This window comes from Xylanibacter oryzae DSM 17970, from assembly GCF_000585355.1.
Classification (GTDB): domain Bacteria; phylum Bacteroidota; class Bacteroidia; order Bacteroidales; family Bacteroidaceae; genus Prevotella; species Prevotella oryzae.
In genome coordinates this window covers 1,752,085-1,772,489 of the sequence record NZ_KK073873.1, presented here as the reverse complement: position 1 = coordinate 1,772,489, position 20,405 = coordinate 1,752,085, and the positions used below count along the sequence as shown (strand labels likewise).

10 protein-coding genes are annotated in these 20,405 nt (G+C 39.7%); 9 read left to right on the top strand and 1 reads right to left on the bottom strand.

Annotated features, from left to right (window positions below; translation table 11 throughout):
- The first annotated feature begins 46 nt into the window (after positions 1-46).
- From XYLOR_RS07110 to XYLOR_RS07085, 6 genes are all read left to right on the top strand, one after another.
- Complete coding sequence (locus tag XYLOR_RS07110) at positions 47-4,012, top strand: hybrid sensor histidine kinase/response regulator transcription factor (RefSeq protein WP_245601967.1); 3,966 nt, start codon at positions 47-49, stop codon at positions 4,010-4,012.
- 142 nt (positions 4,013-4,154) lie between these two features.
- A complete protein-coding gene (locus tag XYLOR_RS07105) occupies positions 4,155-4,982 on the top strand; it encodes a glycoside hydrolase family 16 protein (RefSeq protein ID WP_036880871.1) in 828 nt (275 codons plus the stop codon).
- A gap of 122 nt (positions 4,983-5,104) precedes the next feature.
- A complete protein-coding gene (locus XYLOR_RS07100) occupies positions 5,105-8,212 on the top strand; it encodes a SusC/RagA family TonB-linked outer membrane protein (protein WP_374057301.1) in 3,108 nt (1,035 codons plus the stop codon).
- A 34-nt stretch (positions 8,213-8,246) separates the two neighbouring features.
- Positions 8,247-9,917: a SusD/RagB family nutrient-binding outer membrane lipoprotein gene (locus XYLOR_RS07095; RefSeq protein ID WP_036878093.1), complete on the top strand. Its 1,671-nt coding sequence runs from the start codon at positions 8,247-8,249 to the stop codon at positions 9,915-9,917.
- Positions 9,918-9,953: 36 nt separating this feature from the next.
- Positions 9,954-11,210, top strand: a complete 1,257-nt coding sequence (locus XYLOR_RS07090; RefSeq protein ID WP_036878092.1) for a hypothetical protein — start codon at positions 9,954-9,956, stop codon at positions 11,208-11,210.
- A gap of 18 nt (positions 11,211-11,228) precedes the next feature.
- Positions 11,229-13,556, top strand: a complete 2,328-nt coding sequence (locus XYLOR_RS07085; RefSeq protein ID WP_036878091.1) for a glycoside hydrolase family 3 protein — start codon at positions 11,229-11,231, stop codon at positions 13,554-13,556.
- Positions 13,557-13,810: 254 nt separating this feature from the next.
- Here XYLOR_RS07085 and XYLOR_RS13340 read toward each other — a convergent pair whose 3' ends face one another.
- On the bottom strand, positions 13,811-14,710 hold the full coding sequence (locus tag XYLOR_RS13340; RefSeq protein ID WP_051508921.1) for a helix-turn-helix domain-containing protein: 900 nt from the start codon (positions 14,708-14,710) through the stop codon (positions 13,811-13,813).
- Positions 14,711-14,904: 194 nt separating this feature from the next.
- On the opposite strand from XYLOR_RS13340, the gene XYLOR_RS07075 reads away from it, so the two are divergent.
- From XYLOR_RS07075 to XYLOR_RS13605, 3 genes are read left to right on the top strand one after another with little or no spacing between them, the layout of a single operon-like run.
- Complete coding sequence (locus tag XYLOR_RS07075; protein WP_036878089.1) at positions 14,905-15,927, top strand: efflux RND transporter periplasmic adaptor subunit; 1,023 nt, start codon at positions 14,905-14,907, stop codon at positions 15,925-15,927.
- Positions 15,928-15,941: 14 nt separating this feature from the next.
- Entirely contained in the window at positions 15,942-19,004 is a 3,063-nt protein-coding gene (locus tag XYLOR_RS07070; RefSeq protein ID WP_084608548.1) for an efflux RND transporter permease subunit, read from the top strand.
- On the top strand, positions 19,001-20,272 hold the full coding sequence (locus XYLOR_RS13605) for a TolC family protein (protein ID WP_084608547.1): 1,272 nt from the start codon (positions 19,001-19,003) through the stop codon (positions 20,270-20,272). The genes XYLOR_RS07070 and XYLOR_RS13605 overlap by 4 nt, the downstream gene beginning before the upstream one ends.
- Positions 20,273-20,405: the final 133 nt, after the last annotated feature.

The following is a 20,405-nucleotide window of genomic DNA, read 5'->3' as shown; positions in this document are numbered from 1 at the left end:
CCGGAATTATAATTCATTTTCGCAGTTTTCCATTTAAAAATATACTATGACAATAGTGCTAAGACGTAAATTTGTATTGATTATATTACTTCTAGTATGTTCAATCGCATGGAGTGCGGATGGGCGGATAGACAGACATATGTTTATGCTTTCCAATCTGAATACAGATAATGGATTGAGTAGCTCTCGAATATATTCTGTGCTTGAAGCGTCTGACGGAGCAATGTGGTTCAGTTCGAAAAGCGGAATAGATCGTTTTAATGGTCATGACGTGAAGAACTATTATCTCTCAACTGAAAATAAATTAAGTGATGCCAGCGGAAGAACTATACGTATGGTAAAAGACTTTAATAATAATATATTTGCCTATGATAACAAGGGCAAAATATTTGTATATGATTATAAACAGGATGATTTCAGACTCAAGTATAATCTAAACAATGTAATTCCAGGTAGCGTAATCCTTAATGATGTCTATATTGGAAAGGATGGGACATTATGGGTAGCTCTCAATAGAGGGCTATTTAGACTGTCTGCCCGTGGAACTGGTAACTGGATAATTAAAGGTGTATACGCTAACCATGTAAATTCTATTGGCGACAGATTGATTATAGGTACAACGAATGGGGTATATGTGCACAACTTTATACGCCATTCTACAACGATGCTTATAAAGTCATTGTCGGTACAGACATCTTTTTTGGATAAGAAAACACACTACCTGTGGCTAGGTACATTTCATGAAGGGGTGAAAGTATTTGATACACGTTCATTACATTTAGTACCTATGCCAGGACTTGCCAAGGTACCGCAGACACCTGTACGTTCTATAGAACTAATGAACTCTACAACCATGCTTCTAGGTATAGACGGTGCGGGGATATATGCCGCATCGCGAGATGGGGCAGACTCATGGTTACTGTTCGACTCTGATGACAATACCGGTAGCGCACTGCATGGCAATGGCATATATGATATATGCAAGGATAGATTTGGCAATATTTGGATTTGTTCATACTCAGGAGGTATTGATATGGCAATCCCGGTTGGGAAGGTAATGGAAATAATTCAACACGAATATCTTAACCAACAATCATTATTAAACAATAGTGTAAATGATGTATTGCAACTCCCAGACGGCAATGTTTGGTATGCTACCGACCGTGGTGTGAGTGTGTATAATAAATCTACTCATAAATGGATGCATACACTTTATAATAAAGTAGCACTGACATTATGTAGAGGTGCTGATGGTAAAGTCTTGGTAGGCACTTATGGCAATGGGGTGTATTCGGTGTCGGAAAGTGGAAATGCAAAACAAATTTATTCGACAGTGAACGGTGTACTGAAGACCGACTATGTCTATAGTTTGCTGACCGACCGTGAAGGCGACTTATGGATAGGCTGTCTGGACGGTCCGCTTGTGCACATTGGCAAACGTGGAACAGAATATTATCCTATTCAGGTAGTGCAGTGTATGACAGAAATGCCTGACAGAAGGATTGCTATTGGTACTGCAAATGGTTTTTATACAGTAGACAAGAGGACTAAAAAGATGCATTTGTACTTTACATCGAAAGAGTTTCCTCACAAAGATATCAACTATTATATACAGTCGATGCTTTTTACCGGTAATAGTGAGGTATGGCTGGCTACTGATGGTGGAGGTATATACATATATAATATGCGTACGCACAGTGTGAAGAATATCAATACCAAAGAGGGGCTCCCGTCTAATACTGTATATTCATTATGTTTTGACAGGTTGGGTAGGGTGCTTGTAAGTACCGATCTTGGATTGGCCCTTGTATTCCCAAAAAATAAAGAAGTGGTCAATATCAATTTTCTAAAGGGACTAGAGCGTGAATATAAAAGAATGTCGATAGCTTCGCTTATGGATGGCAGGGTAATTTTTGGCAGTAGCAGCGGTGCCGTTATTATTGACCCCGGACAAATAGACCGTTTAAGTTACCGTGCCCTGCTCAATTTTACAAGGGTAAAATTGCTCGGTCAGAATAATAATAATTCTGCAGAATCTAGAATGCATATGTATAAGATGCTGAAAGAAGGAGAGATAAGAGTAGCATACGATCAGAACGCCTTGGAATTTGACTTTGAAAGTATAAACTTCAAGTATCAACATGATATAGTCTATAAATATATACTAGAAGGCTTTGACAAAGAATGGAGTCTACCTACTTCGGAGCAGAGCATACACTATACCAATCTGCCTCCTGGAGATTATATTCTACACGTTAAGAGCTTCAGTAGAAATGATGGCCGTATACTTGGTCAGAAAAGCTTGAAAGTGGTAGTAGCCCAACCATGGTGGAACACATGGTATTCATGGGCATTCTATATCTGTATATTAGGCACCATTGTATATTTTGGATGGAATCTTTATCACGACCGTCTGCAGCGCAAATATTTTGATGAAAAGATTAACTTCTTTGTTAATACCGCCCATGACATACGTACACCGTTAAGTCTTGTGCTTGCGCCACTTGGAGATATAGCAGAAGATAAAAATTTGAGTGAAGAAAGTCGTAATTTCTTGGAGATAGCACGAAATAACGGTAAGAAATTGCTGAATATGATAACGCAATTGTTAGACTTTCAGAAGTCTGATCGTTCAGAAACACCTATTTATGTAAATAAGATTGATCTGAAAGTACTACTTGAGGCACAAATGGATAAATTTCGCTTGATAGCCAACCAGAAACACATTGATTTCTCATTAGCAATTTGTTCTGAAAGTCTTTTTGTATGGTTAGATGTATCAATGGCAGACAAAATATTCGAAAATTTACTTTCGAATGCCTTTAAGTACACCCACGAAGGCGATAAAATCAAACTGGAGGCATGGGAGGATGACAATTACATACATATAAAAGTATCAGATACAGGTATAGGTATACCCAAATATGCCCAAAAACATATATTCCAGAACTTTTACCGTGCAGATAACGCAATAAATTCAAAAGAAACAGGTAGCGGATTAGGTTTGATGCTCACCAAACGTCTTGTAAATAAGTTGAAGGGTAAACTTTCATTTGAGAGTGAAGAGGGTAATGGTACATCATTCTTCTTGACATTCCATAAAGGGTATAACCATTTTTCAAAGTCGGTAAGTGCAGTAGAGTCACCAATAGATACCAATAATATAGTAGTAGCTCCCGAAACTATCGATGATGGGCACAATATAAAACCGTCTGCCGACAAAGACACCGTACTCTTTGTAGACGACAACGATGAGTTAAGGCGATATATCCGTATCTCATTCAGCGGATATTATAATATAGTAGATGTACCAAGTGCCGAAGACGCATTGCTATACTTGAAAGACGGCTTATGTGATATAGTAATTTCAGACATAATGATGCCTGGGATGAATGGCGATGAACTGTGCAAGACAATAAAAGAGAACGAAGATATGTCATGGTTGCCGGTTATACTTCTCACTGCAAAATCGGGCCGTAATTTTATGATAGACGGATTAGGACTTGGTGCCGACGATTATATTACCAAACCCTTTGATACCGTAATACTAAGAAGCAAAATAGACAGTATGCTGCAAAACCGCCGCCGACTTGGCAAGTACTATTTAAAACATTCAGTAGAACTCGCAAGAACAGCAGATGGCGAAGTAACAGATATGTCGGATGATAATGACATAAGCGAATCACAACAGATAAATGAATGCGATCGTGAGTTTGTGGATAAAGCAACACGCATAGTACTAGAAAATATTTCGGATACAGCTTTTAATATTGATAAGCTGTGTTGTGAAATGGCCATGAGCCGTACTCTATTCTATGGCAAATTGAAGGCATTGACATCACAACCTCCACAAGACTTTATACGACTTATACGATTAGAACATGCTGCGGCACTAATTAAACAAGGAGAAACTATACTTGACGTTTCGGTTATGACAGGATTTATAAATTCTAAATACTTTAGCACAGTATTTAAAAAACATTTTGGAGTGTCGCCAAGCAAATATAAATAGAATTTACTGTAAAAATAGACCATTTAAAGGTTTTAAAACTGAATACTGTCAGTTTTGAAACCTTTTCTGTTTGTATTCAAACCTATAATATTTTGTTAATATTTACTTTTGTAGCCTAAATCCAATAACGAAAAATATATAAATGAAGTACTTTTTTACACTTATTCTATTATCGCTATTATCTATTCCTATTTATGCCCAGGATTATCAGCTGGTGTGGAGTGATGAGTTTAATAGCAATACACTAGGTAAAAACTGGAACACAGAAGTTGTTCCTACACCTTCTAATAATGAACTGCAGTATTATACATCTCGTAAATCTAATGTGAAAATAGAAGATGGTAATCTGGTAATATCAGCCAGACGTGAGAACTATAAAGGACGTTACTTTACGTCCGGTCGTGTGAATTCTAATCTGAAAGTGAGTTTCAAGTATGGAAAGATAGAAGCACGCATCAAATTACCTAAATTGGCAAATGGACTTTGGCCGGCCTTTTGGATGATGGGTGAAGACATAGGTAAAGTGGGATGGCCGGCTTGCGGCGAAATAGACATTATGGAAGCTGGTTTTTCTGACGGCATTAAAAAAGGTACACAAGAAAAACTATATTCTGGTTGCATACATTGGGGACCGAGCATTCCTGAACACAAGATGTGGACATCGGGTGCAGTGACAGATAGTACCGGTATTACAGGAGACTATCATATATTCACTGTCGTTTGGGATGAAGACAGTCTTAAGTTCTATCTTGATAATTCCAAAGAACCATATTATCATGCTACAATAAGCAAAGGTACTGACCAGAGCGCATACTTTCATAAACCATTCCATATACTATTCAATCTGGCTGTGGGTGGAGATTATCCAAATATACTAAATCCCGAGGGTATAACAGCGCTCCCTATGGCTGGGAGCGAAGCTAAGATGTATATAGATTATGTACGTGTATATAAGATTAAAAATAATTAGAATCTAAATATTAACAATTAACTTAATATAAGCCTAAATTTATAAATATGAAGAAAAGTAATCGAAAAGTCTTTTGTATGTTATGTCTATGCTCCATGATCCTGCCTACTCAGGTTCAGAAGATGTGGGCAGCAGAGGTGCCTGGCATCTCAGTATTACAGCAAAATCAAAAGGTGTCTGGTATAGTAACAGACGGAAAAGAACCAATAATCGGTGCCAGTGTAGTGGTTAAGGGTCGCGGACAGGGCACAGTTACCGACTTGAACGGACGTTTCAGCCTGGATGTAAAACCGGGTACTGAATTAGTAATAAGTTATGTGGGTTTCAGATCAATGACAGTAAAAGCTTCTAATGATATGAATATATCACTTAAGGAAGATAGCAAGGTGATAGACGAAGTTGTAGTAACAGCTTTGGGTATTAAGCGCGACCGTAAAGCACTTGGATATGGTATAGGAGAAGTCAAAGGCGAAGAGTTGACCAAGGCTAAAGAAACAAATGTGATAAATTCGCTGGCAGGAAAGATTCCAGGCCTTGTTGTCAGTCAGACAGCCGGTGGAGCATCCGGTTCTACCCGCGTTATTCTTCGTGGTAGTACCGAAATGACCGGAAATAACCAGCCACTTTATGTTATAGATGGTGTGCCATTGGACAATACAAACTTTGCTAGTGCAGGCACTAACGGAGGTTTTGACTTAGGTGACGGAATATCAAGCGTGAACCCGGATGATATTGAAACAATGTCAGTATTAAAAGGTCCGGCTGCTTCTGCTTTATATGGAAGTCGTGCTTCGCATGGTGTGATTCTTATTACGACTAAGAAGGCAAGCAAGGATAGATACAGTGTAGAATATAACGGTTCTTTGACCTTCGACACCCAACTCGCAAAGTGGAATAATGTGCAACAGACATACGGTATGGGTAGTAACGGAACATATAGCATAGATGCAGTATCCAACACTAATAAAAGTTGGGGACCTAAAGCTGACGGTACTAATATGCTGAAATACTTTGATGGCGTATCACGTCCATATAATATAATACCGGATAATACATCTGATTTCTTCCGTACCGGACTTACAGCTACTAACTCAGCCATTATCGGAATGAACAGTGGTAAGACTGGTTTGCGTTTCACATATACAGATATGCGCAACAAAGATATAGTACCGAAAACTCATATGAGTCGCGATATCTTTAATCTTCGTGCTAATACATCAATGGGGAAAGTTGACTTTGACTTCAGTGCCAATTATACACGTGAGTATGTAAAGAACCGTCCTGCTTTAGGTGACAGCAAATCGAATATCGGAAAAAACTTGATGACTCTCGCTACAACATACGATCAGGCTTGGTTGAAAACATATCAGAATGCCAACGGCGAATACTCTAACTGGAATGGCATGGACCCATATAATGTGAATCCATACTGGGATGTATACAAAAATTCTAATACATCAAAGAAAGATCAGTTCAGAATGACAGGAAAGGCTGTATGGAATATTGATAAGCACTTAAAACTGCAAGGTACTGTTGGAGCCGACCTTAACTGGTTCTCTTTTCAGGACTTCAAAGCACCAACAACACCAGGTTTCGAAGCCGGTAGAATGCAGATTAGCGATTATTGCAATCGTATGTACAACTTTGAAGTGTTAGCACTTTACAATAATACATGGGGCAACTTTGACTTCAATGCGACTCTTGGTGGTAATGTATATAAGGTTAACAATCTTACAACAATAACCACAGCTCAGGATATGCAGATACCAGATGTCGTGGCGCTTATGAGTTTCAACGAGATTAGTCTGGAACAGAATAGTTACCGTAAACAGATAAATTCACTGTACGGTTCTGTAAATGTGGGATGGAAGCACCTATTATATTTAGATGCAACTCTGAGAGGTGACCAATCTTCTACTTTGCCAACAAGCAATAACGTATATGTCTATCCATCTTTCTCAGGAAGTTTTGTATTCTCTGAATTACTCAAGTTAGGTAATATTCTACCTTATGGAAAGCTACGTATGTCTTTTGCTCAAGTAGGTAGCGATACAGATCCATATCAGTTGGGATTAGTTTATACAAAGTCAAAATTTACTTATCCCGGTTATACTATAGGATCTATCAATAATAACACTATTCCAAACAAAGACTTGGAACCAACAAAAACAAACTCTTTTGAAGTAGGTCTTGAAACTAAGTTCCTGAACAACCGTATCGGACTAGATGTTACATATTATACCCAGAAGAGCAAAAACCAGATTATGGGTATGGCCTCTTCATGGACAACCGGTTATACATACCGTCTTATAAATGCAGGTGAAATAGACAATACCGGTCTTGAGATAGCACTTAACACACGTCCTATTCAGACTAAGGATTTCTCTTGGGATGTAAATATCAACTTCTCAAAGAATACCAATAAAGTTAAAAAGCTTGTTGACGGCATGGACATGTTCGAACTAGAGAAAGCAACATGGCTTGATGTACAGGTAGCTGCAAAGGTGGGCGAGAACTTCGGTTCCATCGTAGGTCCGGACTTTAAACGCAACACTGCCGGACAAGTGCTTATAGACCCTCAGACCGGTCTTCCTGAATATGATAAGAGTAATCATGTGTTAGGTAATGCATCATGGGATTGGACAGGAGGTCTTACGACAACACTTGCATATAAGAGTTTCTCACTATCAGCTATATTTGATGTGAAAGTAGGAGCCGACCTTTACTCTATGTCAGCACGTGCTGCTTATGAATCAGGCAAGAGTCCTGAAACATTAGTTGGTCGTGACGCATGGTATAAATCAGAAGAGGCCCGTCAGGCAGCAGGTATTGCCAAAGGTTCTCCTAGCTGGAAGCCGACAGGCGGATATGTTGCACCTGGTGTGATAGACAATGGCGATGGTACATACCGCGATAATAATATCTATATCAATCCTGAAGATTACTGGATGAGCGTATGCCGTAATGCACCTTCTATGTTCATTTACGATAACTCGTATATAAAATGCCGTGAATTGACATTCAGTTACAATGTACCACAAAGATGGCTAAAGAATGTCGTTAAAGGTCTTACTGTATCTCTTGTAGCCCGTAATCCATTCATCGTATGGAAGAATATTCCTAACATTGATCCGGATTCAAACTATAATAACACTACAGGTATGGGATTGGAATATGGTTCATTGCCATCACGTAAGAGTTATGGATTTAACGTTAACTTGAAATTCTAATGCAATCATTAAAGTAGATTAAGGAGAAATAACAATGAGAAAATATCAATTATATTTAGCAACAATATTGACAGCCTTTACCATGATTTTCACTTCTTGTAGCAATGATTACATGGAAAATATGAATACAGATCCTTCAAAGGCTTCAACTATAGATCCGAATGCTCAGCTTACCACTGGCGAGTTACAGACTTATGGAGACTTGGGTATGGTAGAGCTTTACCGTAACTACCTGTACGCTTTCGACCAACAACTTATGGGATGCTGGAATACAACTAACTTCGGTGGCCGACATACTGTTGACAATAGTGAAATGAGCAGAATATGGACTTCGTTCTATCCTTCTGCAATTAAGAACATAACAGATGCGGAATATAGAACAGAGAAAGATGAGCATAAAGTGAATGTCAATTCTGCTCTGCGCATATATCGTGTATATCTGATGTCTATAATCACCGATATTTATGGTGATGTTCCTTATAGCGAGGCCGGAAAGGGATTTATCAGTGGTATATCCAATCCTAAGTACGACACCCAAGAAAGTATCTATAATGATTTTTTCCTTGAGTTGGATTCGGCTGCTAGCAAATTTGACGCGACAAAAGATAAAATAACAGGCGATGTCATTTATAATGGTGATGTAAATAAATGGAAAAAATTAGCTAACTCTTTGAGATTGAGATTCGCAATGCGTATTTCTAAAGTCAATCCTGAAAAAGCACAGAAAGAATTTGAAAATGCGTTGCAGGCTGATGGTGGAATTATGAGCAGTAGCAGTGATGATGCTCTTATTAAGTATATGGCAATATCATTCAGTTTTGGTCAGGAGGCTTACACTGATTACCGTGGAAATGCAATGTCACAGTTGCTCTTTGGTAACGACCCGGCCAATAATCCAAGTTATCTGTGCTCTACATTGTTTAATAAACTATACAATACCGGCGACCCTCGTACATTTATGATAGCACGTTGCTATTATGATGGACTTATGAGTTCTACCAGTCCTGATAATCGTGTAGATCTTACCGATGAGATGATATCCAAAAACATCGCATTCAAGCCTCGTGATCCGGGTGCTTTCTCATGGGATCCATGGCCATCAGGTTATGATAGTGATATTCTAAAAGAATTGTCTAAGACCAATCCTTCAGTATCTTCAAGTGTAGCTCGTGAAGTAGAACCAAAATTGGCTAACAACTTTCTTAAGGGTAATAATCCTGGTGTAGTTATGACTTCGTCAGAGGTTAAATTCTTATTGGCCGAAGCTAAGTTGAATGGCTGGAATGTAGGTGGTGTTACTGCAGACGACATGTACAGACAAGGTGTTCGTGCAGCAATGGATTTCTTAACAAACAATTATGGTTGTGCACAGGTATCAGATGATGCATTCAATACTTATATGACAAACAACGGAATAGGACATACAGACGATCAGAAGAGAGAATCTATCAATACTCAGGCATGGATACTCCATCTTACTAACCCGGCTGAATGCTGGTCAAATGTTCGTCGTTCAGGATATCCTAAACTGAAATCTCCTAATGATTATGGATTTGGACAATATCTTACAGGTGGTGTAGATATTCCTGTTCGTCTTTGCTATCCGGTATTGGAATCTTCTTACAACAAGTCCGGCTACGATGATGCCTTGAGCCGTATGGGTGGAAAGGATGATTGGCATACTAATGTATGGTGGGACAAGTAATTACGAATTAACAATTAAAATTTAATAGCAATCAATATGAAAAAAATATATTTTATGCTGTTGGCAATCATGGCGATGAGTTTTACTTTCACGGCATGTAGTGATCAGGATCCCTTCTCAACGGCTACCGTCAATGATGACCCGAGAATACTCGATCCTATATTCCCCGATCGGGTAAACGGTGCATTGCCTGTTATCTCCAACATCAATCGTGATGGTAAACTTAATATCAAGTTGACAGTTACTCCTGCAGATTATACTACAGAAGACTGGTTGCTTGATAGTGTGAAAGTGCAAACAGGAACAACGATAGACACTACTCTGTTGGCAGGTACCTATAATCTTAAAGTGATAGTTTCTACTACAGCAGGGAAGTCAACCTCACGCGAAGGTCTTGTACAAGTAAATCCTCTAGATGGTGATCCATATAGTGCTCAAGTAGGATACGAAAGAATTATCGCTCCCGGAACAACAGCCCGACTTTTGGGTAATAACCTGAATAAGGTAAAAAGTATTGCCATTGGTGGTAAGGTAATAACAGATATTAATTATGTACCTAATGATAAAGGTAATTATATTGAATATAGTGTACCTGCAGATCTGACTGAAGGTGATTATCGCGTAATATTAGTAGGTAATGACAATAATCAGTATGGCGCAAATACTGTAAAAGTAAGTAAGGCAGCGCTCATTACTTCAGGAGCTTCGCGTGCTAATGCAGGAATGGATTGTACTATAAGTGGTATCAATCTTGATAACATAGTATCACTCACAATAGGCGATCAGACTATAACAACGTTTACTAGTCAGTCGGCAACATCTCTTACCTTCCTTTGCCCATCGTTAACAGATGGTGACTATACAATAACAGGAAAGACTAAAGGTGGAACTCCTGTTCAGTTCTATGGCAGCAATGGCATTTCCGCACAACAGACACTGACAATCTCTTCTGAGATAACACTATGGCAAGGGCATCATTATGTATCATGGGATTTGCCTGATGGTGATCCTCACAAGACATTTAACCTGATAGGACAAGATGTATTTGCCAAAATAAAGGCCGGATCTATTCTACGTATCTCATATTCAATAGCCCCTGATGCAGCATACCATAAGATGGGCACTGATTCAGGTTGGTGGGGTGACTTACCTGGAACATCACAATTTGAAATGTCTTCAGATGGAGTAAAAGAAGTAGTTCTTACACAGGCTGTTCTGGATATGATTCAACAACAGAGCGGATTCTTATGCGTAGGTTCTGGCTACTATGTAGATAGAGTTTCGGTACAGTAATTATTCTAATAAGATATTATGTTAATCAAAAAAAGTATATTCTTATTTATAACAATAGCAACGGCTGCCTGTAAAGTACAGGCAACCGTTCCTGTAATAGCGAAAGATGCTAAACTTGAAGCAAAGGTTGAGAACCAATTAGGCAAAATGACACTAGAAGAAAAAATAGGTCAGATGACAGAACTGGTACTTGATCTTTTCGGTAGTAACAAAAATGGTGTATTCCAAATCAACGAACAGCGTATGGACTCTCTGTTCAACCGCTATAAGATAGGGTCTATACTTAATGCTCCAAATACAGTAGCACCTACAGCAAAACAATGGGAACAATATCTGGCAATCATTCAGAAACATTCGTTGAAGCAAATCGGTATTCCATGTATCTATGGATTAGATCAAAATCATGGCTCTACTTATACTCAGGGTGGCACTTTATTTCCGCAGAACATCAATGTAGCGGCTACATTCAATAGAGATATAGCACGCAGATGCGCAGAAGCCACAGCCTACGAGGCACGTGCAGTGAGTGTGCCATGGAGCTATAGTCCTACGGTAGATTTGGGGCGCGATCCACGTTGGCCGCGTATATGGGAGAATTTCGGAGAAGATTGTTATCTTAACTCGGAAATGTGCAAGAATATGGTATTAGGTTTTCAGGGCGAAAATCCAAATAATATAGACCAAAGGCATATTGCTGTTTCGTTAAAGCATTATTTGGGTTACAGTGTGCCATGGACAGGCAAAGACCGTACACCGGCATATATCTCTCCGGCCGACCTTCGCGAGAAGTTTTTCGCTCCTTTTCTAACGGGTTTGGAAAATGGCGCGTTGTCTGTTATGGTAAATTCAGCATCAGTAAACGGACTGCCAGTACATGCCAATCATGAACTTCTTACCACATGGTTGAAGGATGAGACTGGCTGGGATGGTGTGCTTGTTACAGACTGGGCTGACGTAAATAACTTATGGCAGCGCGAGATGGTGGCAAAGGATAAGAAAGACGCTCTTCGAATTGCTGTCAATGCAGGCATAGATATGATAATGGAACCTTATAATCCTGATGCGTGCGATCTCCTCAAAGAGTTGGTAGTAGAAGGTAAGGTGCCTATGAGCAGAATAGACGATGCCGTAAGACGAGTATTAAGAATGAAATATCGTCTTGGACTTTTCGACAATCCTACCCATAAATTAAAAGACTATCCCAAATTTGGTGGCAAGGAATTTGCAAAACTAGCTTTCGACGGTGCTACAGAGAGTATCGTACTGCTTAAGAATGAAAAAAATGTACTGCCATTATCTACAGGCAAGAAAATTCTGCTTACCGGTCCTAATGCCAATCAGATGCGTTGTCTTGATGGTGGATGGAGCTATACATGGCAGGGCAATCTTACAGATCAATTTGCCCAACAGTATAATACTATATATGAAGCCTTCTGTAATAAGTATGGTAAACAGAATGTTATTCTGCAACAAGGTGTAACATATAATGAAGGCGGAAAGTATTATGAAGAAAATACGCCTGACATAGATAGTGCCGTAAAAGCTGCCGCAGATGCAGATGTGATTGTAGCCTGCATAGGTGAAAATTCGTACACAGAAACCCCCGGTAATCTTACAGACCTGACACTATCAAAAAATCAAAGAGACTTAGTTAAGGCACTTGCTGTTACCGGCAAACCAATTCTGTTGGTGCTTAATGAAGGCAGACCACGTATCATTTCAGATATAGTGCCTTTGGCAGATGGAGTAGTTGATATATTCCTTCCGGGCAACTATGGCGCAGATGCTTTGGTAAGTCTGATTTCGGCAGAATCTAACTTCAGTGGCAAGTTACCCTATACCTATCCAAGCGAGATAAATTCGCTTGCAAATTATGACTTTAAAAAGAGTCAGGAAGTGGGTACTATGAATGGTGCTTATGATTATGATGCTAAGATCACTCAGCAATGGGGCTTTGGTTATGGCAAGAGTTATACTACATATTCATATAGTAACATGCATACTGATAAAAGTCATTTTAAGAATGGTGATGTTATAAATGTATCAGTAGATGTTACAAATAAAGGTAAAATGTCAGGAAAGGAAAGCGTGCTTCTTTATAGCAGTGATATTATAGCCAGCATGACTCCTGACGGCCGTAGGCTTCGCGGCTTTGATAAAGTGGAATTGCTGCCGGGCGAAACAAAAACCGTAACAATTCCATTAAAGGCAAGCGATCTTGCATTTGTCGGTTATGATGGCAAATGGGTTCTTGAACAGGGCGATTTCCGTCTTCAGATTGGCGATCAGACTGTTCCAATTACTTGTGATGCTACTTATCAATGGTCAAACCCCAATAGAGACTAATATATTTTGTTATTTTCAAATCCGGTATGTTCTATTAAGAGCTTATCCGGTTTTGAAAATACATTCTTAATTCCTTGCTTGTCATCCGTCGCTTCGTATCACTTCCCTAAATAAGCTGGCTTTGAACTGAACCGCAGCAGTTATACATTGAATCTAATGTAATACTAATAAAAACCTTTGAGACTGATACTTTTGAGACATTTCTCCCTCTGTCTCCCAGTTTTCGCAGTACAGCAAACATTATGTGATAACTTCTATTTCTTCTTTTTTAGTCTTGCCCTGTATTCACGTGGCGACATTCCTAATATTGACTTTACAAACCTACCGAAAAATGATATGTTGGGGAAGTCCATATCCACTACAATATCCTTGATAGACATGTCTGTATACTTCAACCGATATATGATAGCCTCGATAGTATAATCGTGAATATACTGCATAGCCGTCTTTCCCCCCGCCTTACTTATTACTTTAGATAGATATTTGGGAGATACATTCAGCATATCACCGGCCTTTTGTACTGTCCTGATCTTACCATCATTGGCAGAAAGCAACTCGATGAAACGACGGAATAATACTCCATTCTGAGTTTTGTCTGCAGTCACATTGGGTAGTTCAGACATCTTTATATTATCGTCAGTCATCTTGAAAAACTCCATTACAATGGCTTGGAAAAGTAATCTTATTATATCGTTATTATATTGTTGATTGCCTTCTTTGTTGAGGTGAAATTTAGTCAACTCATAATAATGTTCTATTATCTCACATTCTTTATCTGATAGATGCCGTTTTGGCGATTTATCCAGAAATCCAGAGATATTCCATATCGCATCTTTTAGAAATAGTGAACTGTCTATTACAGCAGTGGCAAAAACCAATATTTTGAATTTCACATCCTGACTCATCATATAGTCTTTAATGTGATGCCCCGCCTGACATAATATGTAGTCTTGTGATTTTAAGAGATACACCTTATCATTAAGTGTAAGCTGAAGTCGGCCTTCTTCGCAGTATACAAAGACATTGAATTCGAGATTGATATCCTCGTAATCGGCCAGTGATGTCTGTGTAATATTGTCTATCAATATGATACCATCATCGTTGTATTGCAGTCCGTCTTCTTGTTGTACTCTTCCGAAAGTTATTTTATTCATACCTTTACTTTGTTGATTACTTTGCAAAGTAAATATTTTTTTTGTAATTATCACTGTCTTGTTTTCTCCTTTTACTGTTTTATTATGATATTTTCTTTATCTATTGCACTATTTGCACAATTAAAGAATATTTTAGAACACTAAATAGTGTCTTGTTTGCTCTATTTTTGCAGCCGAAATAAAAAAGGAAATTTATGAAAACAAAATTCAATGTAGTATTACTTTTTATGTTACTTGTCTTGAACTCATGCAAAAATCAGAACAATAACAATGGCGAAACGCCTGTAAGGGTAAAGGTTGAGACAGTAGGAGATTTTGTGGATAACAATTCTCAGTTCTATTCAGGGACAGTAAAAGAGGAAAATGGAGTAGCTTTGAGTTTCGTCAATGGCGGCACTATTGAGCGAATGGCTGTAGACGAGGGACAAGAGGTGAAAAGAGGACAGCTTATTGCTGTATCAAATGCCTCGCAGGCATATTATCAATGGCAGGCGGCGCATACACAGACATTACAGGCTCGGGACTACTACAACAGACTGATGCAGTTGAAAGCTACAAACAGCGTACCTGCAGTGCAGTTGGTCGATGCTCAGAGCAAACTGCGCGAGGCAAAGTCGCAAGAGGCTATTGCCGGCAAGATGATAAGAGATTGTCGCATCAAGGCTCCCTTTGCAGGTTATATATCAGAGAAGACAGGCGAGGCGGGGTTGAATGCTGCTCCGGGTATGAGTATAGCGAAACTTGTGAAGATAGATCATGTGAAAATTAGTATATCCGTGTCCGAAAAAGAAATGGCTTACATGAAAGTTGGCAAGTTGGTAAAGTTACAGGTTGATGTATTGTCAGGCCAAGTATTTTCGGGTCGTATTTCTCAGATTGGTGTTGAGGCTGATATTCTTTCACACTCATATCCTGTAAGTATCACCATTAATAATCCGGGTCATAAACTACTGCCGGGTATGATATGTAAGGTGTATGTAGGCGCATCGCATAATACAGGTATTACCATTCCTTTTAAGTCAGCTCAGATGGACAACGACAATAGATATTATGTATGGATAGTGAAGAATGGCGAGGCCAGGCGTAGAGGTATCATGATATGCGATGAAAATGAAAAGGGCATCGTTGTTACTGGCGGATTGTCGGCAGGCGAAGAGCTTATCGTAGAAGGAATGCAGAAAGTAAGTGAAGGTTCGAAGGTAACAATTATCAAGTAAGAAAGGTCGCTATTATGAAAAAAACGATGCAAGAATGGGCTATGCGTTATCACAAGATTGTGATACTGATTGTTAGTTGCCTTATGGCACTGGGTATCTGTGGACTAGATAATATGAAAAAGAATGAGTTCCCTAATTTCACCATCCGCCAGGGCTTGGTTATTGCTTCATATCCGGGTGCAACATCAGAGGATGTTGAGCAACAGGTTACCAAACCTCTTGAGAATTATATATTCTCGTATAACGAAGTGAAACGTAAAAATACGATATCCACAAGTCGCGATGGTGTAAGCATTATCCAGGTGGAGCTGAATGATGATGTCAAAGACAAAGATGCCTTTTGGAGTAAGTTCCGCCATGGTTTGGATGCATATGGCCGGCAGTTGCCTCAGGGTGTTGTAGGTACAGAGGTTATAGATGATTTTGGCGAGACATCCGCCATGCTTATTGCCATGGAGAGCAAGGGCAAGACTTACCGTCAACTGAATGACTACATGAAACAGCTAGAGGATAGTCTGCGTACAATCGATTATATTGGTCGGGTGCAGGTTTACGGCATGCAGAAAGAGCAGATAAGTGTAACTGTGGATAACGACAGACTCTCTCACTACGGTTTGACCACCGAACAGGTAGCCGACGCACTCATGAAGAAAGGGTTCGTATCAGGTTTGGGCCGCATTAAAGACGGCTCTACCGAGTATCCACTCTATGTAGACCTTCGAATGCAGAAGGTATCTGAACTGAAGAATGTACAGATTATCAACAATCCTGTAACCCATTCGTCTGTAAGACTGATGGATGTTGCCGATGTAAAAAAGAGTTATCCACAACCCGATTCGTATATAACTTATAATGGTACAAAGACTCTTCTTCTGAGTATAGAGATGAAGAAAGGTTCGGATATTACATCGATGGGCGAGGAGGTGAATGAGAAACTGTCTACAATTAAAAAGGTATTACCTAAAGATGTAAAGATAGAGAAAATCACCGATCAGAGCAAAGTGGTGGAAGATAGCATCTATTCATTCTTTGAAGAACTGCTCATAGCCGTAGTTGCTGTCATCGCAGTAGTGCTGTTGCTTATGCCTCTACGTGTGGCCCTTGTCGCATCTGCCACTATTCCGGTTACAATTGCCATATCCCTAGGCGCATTATATGCTTTTGGTATAGAACTCAACACTGTGACTCTGGCGGCATTGATAGTCACACTTGGCATGATTGTTGACGACTCGATAGTGATAATAGACAATTATATCGAACTGCTTATTTCGGGCATGTCCCGCTGGCATGCTGCGGTAGAGAGCGCACGGCATTTCTTTAAGTCCATCCTCTCGGCCACACTGTCTATCAGCATTACTTTCTTCCCTCTTATAATATTTATGAACGGCGGACTGACTGAATTCTTTGAGAGTTTTCCGTGGGGTATCACCATCATACTTTTCATATCTATGTATGTAGCCCAATTGGTAGTACCTATATTCCAGTATTATTTTATCAAACCCGAAAAACTTTCGTTGATAAACAAGAGCGACCGTAAAAATAAATTTTCAGTTTTAGAGTGGTTGCAGGCTAAATATAAGTTATTACTCGACCAGTGTTTCCGCCATCCTGTCATTACAATAAGTTCGGCGGTGTTAAGCGTCGTGGTTGGTTGTGTGATGCTGTCTGAAGTGCCGCAACAGTTGATGCCCGATGCAGAGCGTAATCAGCTTGCTGTAGAGATCTGTCTGCCCACAGGTACAGCTCTTAGTCGCACAGCTGCCATATCAGACAGCGTCAGTAATATGATGCGCCGTGATAGTGGCGTGGTTTCAATTACTTCGTTTGTTGGTACATCATCGCCCCGCTTTCATATAGATTACGCACCACAGTTGGGTGGTAGCAATTTCGCACAGTTTATCGTCAACACCACCGACAATAAGATGACAGAGACACTCGTGGATAAGTACAAGGCCAAGTATGCAGGCTATTTCCCGGATGCTAATATCCGCATCGTAAAACTTACATTCAATGATGATGCACACCCGGTAGAAGTGCGACTCAAAGGCGATAATCTTGATTCTCTTTCTAAGGCAGCCGACATTATTGCCGCGCGAATGCGTAAGATGCCTGAATTACAACTGGTACGTACAGGCTTTGAAGAACCATTACACTCGCTACATATCCAACCGGATGATCAGCAGATGCATATGTTGGATCTGACCAATGCGGCACTCGAACAGACTATGATGATGCGTTATAGCAGTGGATTAAAGGTCTCTACACTCTGGGAGGGCGACTATGGCATAGATGTAGTGCTGAAGTCACAACGTTCAGACAGTGCTACTGTCAATGATGTAAAAAACGAACTTATACCCGTACATTATGGCTTTGGCAATGCACCCCTAAGACAGATGGCCGGCATTAAGAGCAAGTTGGAATATGGACAGATTACCCATCGCGGCGGTTTGCGTTGCCTAACAGTATCGTCAGAGGTTGCCGGTGAAAACAATGTGATAACAACCACCGAGCATCTTATCAAAAAACTTGAGAACGTACATTTGCCAGCCTGGGTAAGTCTTTCATACGGAGGACGTTATGCCGGAGACGGTGATCAGATGCCCGGCATAATAATGGCCTTGATTACATCCGTGGTGATCATCTTCTTTATACTGTTATGGCATTTCAAGCGTATTGGCATCTCCCTGCTTATGATGTCATGTCTGTCGTTATGTGTTTTTGGCGCGGCGGTAGGTCTTATAATTCAAGGTGTAAACTTCAGTATAACTAGTGTGCTTGGCATAGTCAGTCTTATGGGCATTCTGGTGCGTAATGGGATAATACTTTTTGATTACGCACACGAAATCCAACAGAAAGAGCATCTCACTACAGCCGATGCAATCTATTATGCCGCACTCAGACGTATGCGCCCTATATTCCTTACATCTGCAGCAGCCTCAATGGGCGTAGTTCCAATGGTTATCAGTGGCAGTTATATGTGGGCGCCAATGGGAGCTGTAATCTGCTATGGCACAATGGTCACAATGTTGTTCATACTCACAGTGATGCCGGTAGCTTATAAAATGGTAGTAAAATGAAAACAATGAGAAATATCGCTTTGGCTTTGGCATTGATAATGCCATTAGCCTTGCTCGCACAGCGGAGTTATACAGCTGATGAAATTAGTAAGATGGCTATCAAACATAATATATCTGTTCGTACTGCGGATAATCAGATTCAGCAGGCAGCCGAAACCCGTAAAGACACTTATACAGGCTTTTTGCCCAAGGTAAGTGGTTCGGCTATAGGATTTGCAGCAGACAAGCATCTGTTAGACCTTGATCTTGGTCTTGCAAGTTATTCAGCACTTAAGAATGGTGTTTCGGCAGGCATATCTGTTATGCAGCCTATTTATGCGGGCGGACGTATAAGCAACAGTTATAAACTATCTAAGTATGGTGAGGATGCTGCAGAAATTCAGAAAAATATTTCTATACGGCAGGTAGGATATAATGCACAGAGATATTTCTGGCAGGTAGTAAACTGTAAGGAAGCTCTTCGCACACTTGATGTCTCTGATTCACTTTTGAGCAAACTGCATATCGATGTATCTTCGGCAGTTAAGGCGGGACTAAAGAACCGCAATGACTTGTTGAGAGTAGAATTAGAGCAGAATAAGAATGAAAGTGCCCGTATAAAACTTAATAATGGTCTGAAGCAGTGTCTTCTGTTATTGGCCCAGTATATTGGCAAGTCACAGACAGACATTGACGTATCTTCTGTAATAGAGATTGGCAAACTGCCCGTATTGTTCCCTATGGACATATCGTCATTGAGCAAGGTGGAGCAGCGGCCAGAATATAAACTGTTAGAAAAGAATGTGGAAATCAGTCATACCAATCTGAATATAGAAAAGGGCAAGTCTTTACCAACCTTTAGTATAGGAGCGACATATTCGTATGATAACTTTTTTGATAAAGATAATTTATCGGGTGCAGTGTTTGCAACAGTATCTATCCCAATATCCAACTTGTGGGAAGGCGGTCATAATGAGAAGAAAGCGAACTTGCAACTACAGAATGCAAGAGAAACATTGCAGGACAGCAAAGAATTGCTTGCCATAGATATACAAAAGGCACACGATGACGTAATAGAATCATGGCAGCAGATCAAAGTGGCTTCAAAGTCAATAGTGCAGGCAGAAGAGAACTTGCGTCTGAATTATAATACATATCGTGTGGGAACAACCACAATGACAGATATGCTTGAGGCCCAGGCAGCATTACAGAGTGCAAAAAACGAATACATACAGGCATATGCTGCCTATCAATTATGTATCGTCGACTATAAAAATAAGACAGAATGAAAATGTTGTATCTATTCAGTATTTTTACATAATGTGTATCTTTGCTTTGAAAGCCGTTGAATATTTAACGGCTTTTTTTATATATTGATATTGAAATATATTTATTTATTATTTAATATCTTTTGTAATATCA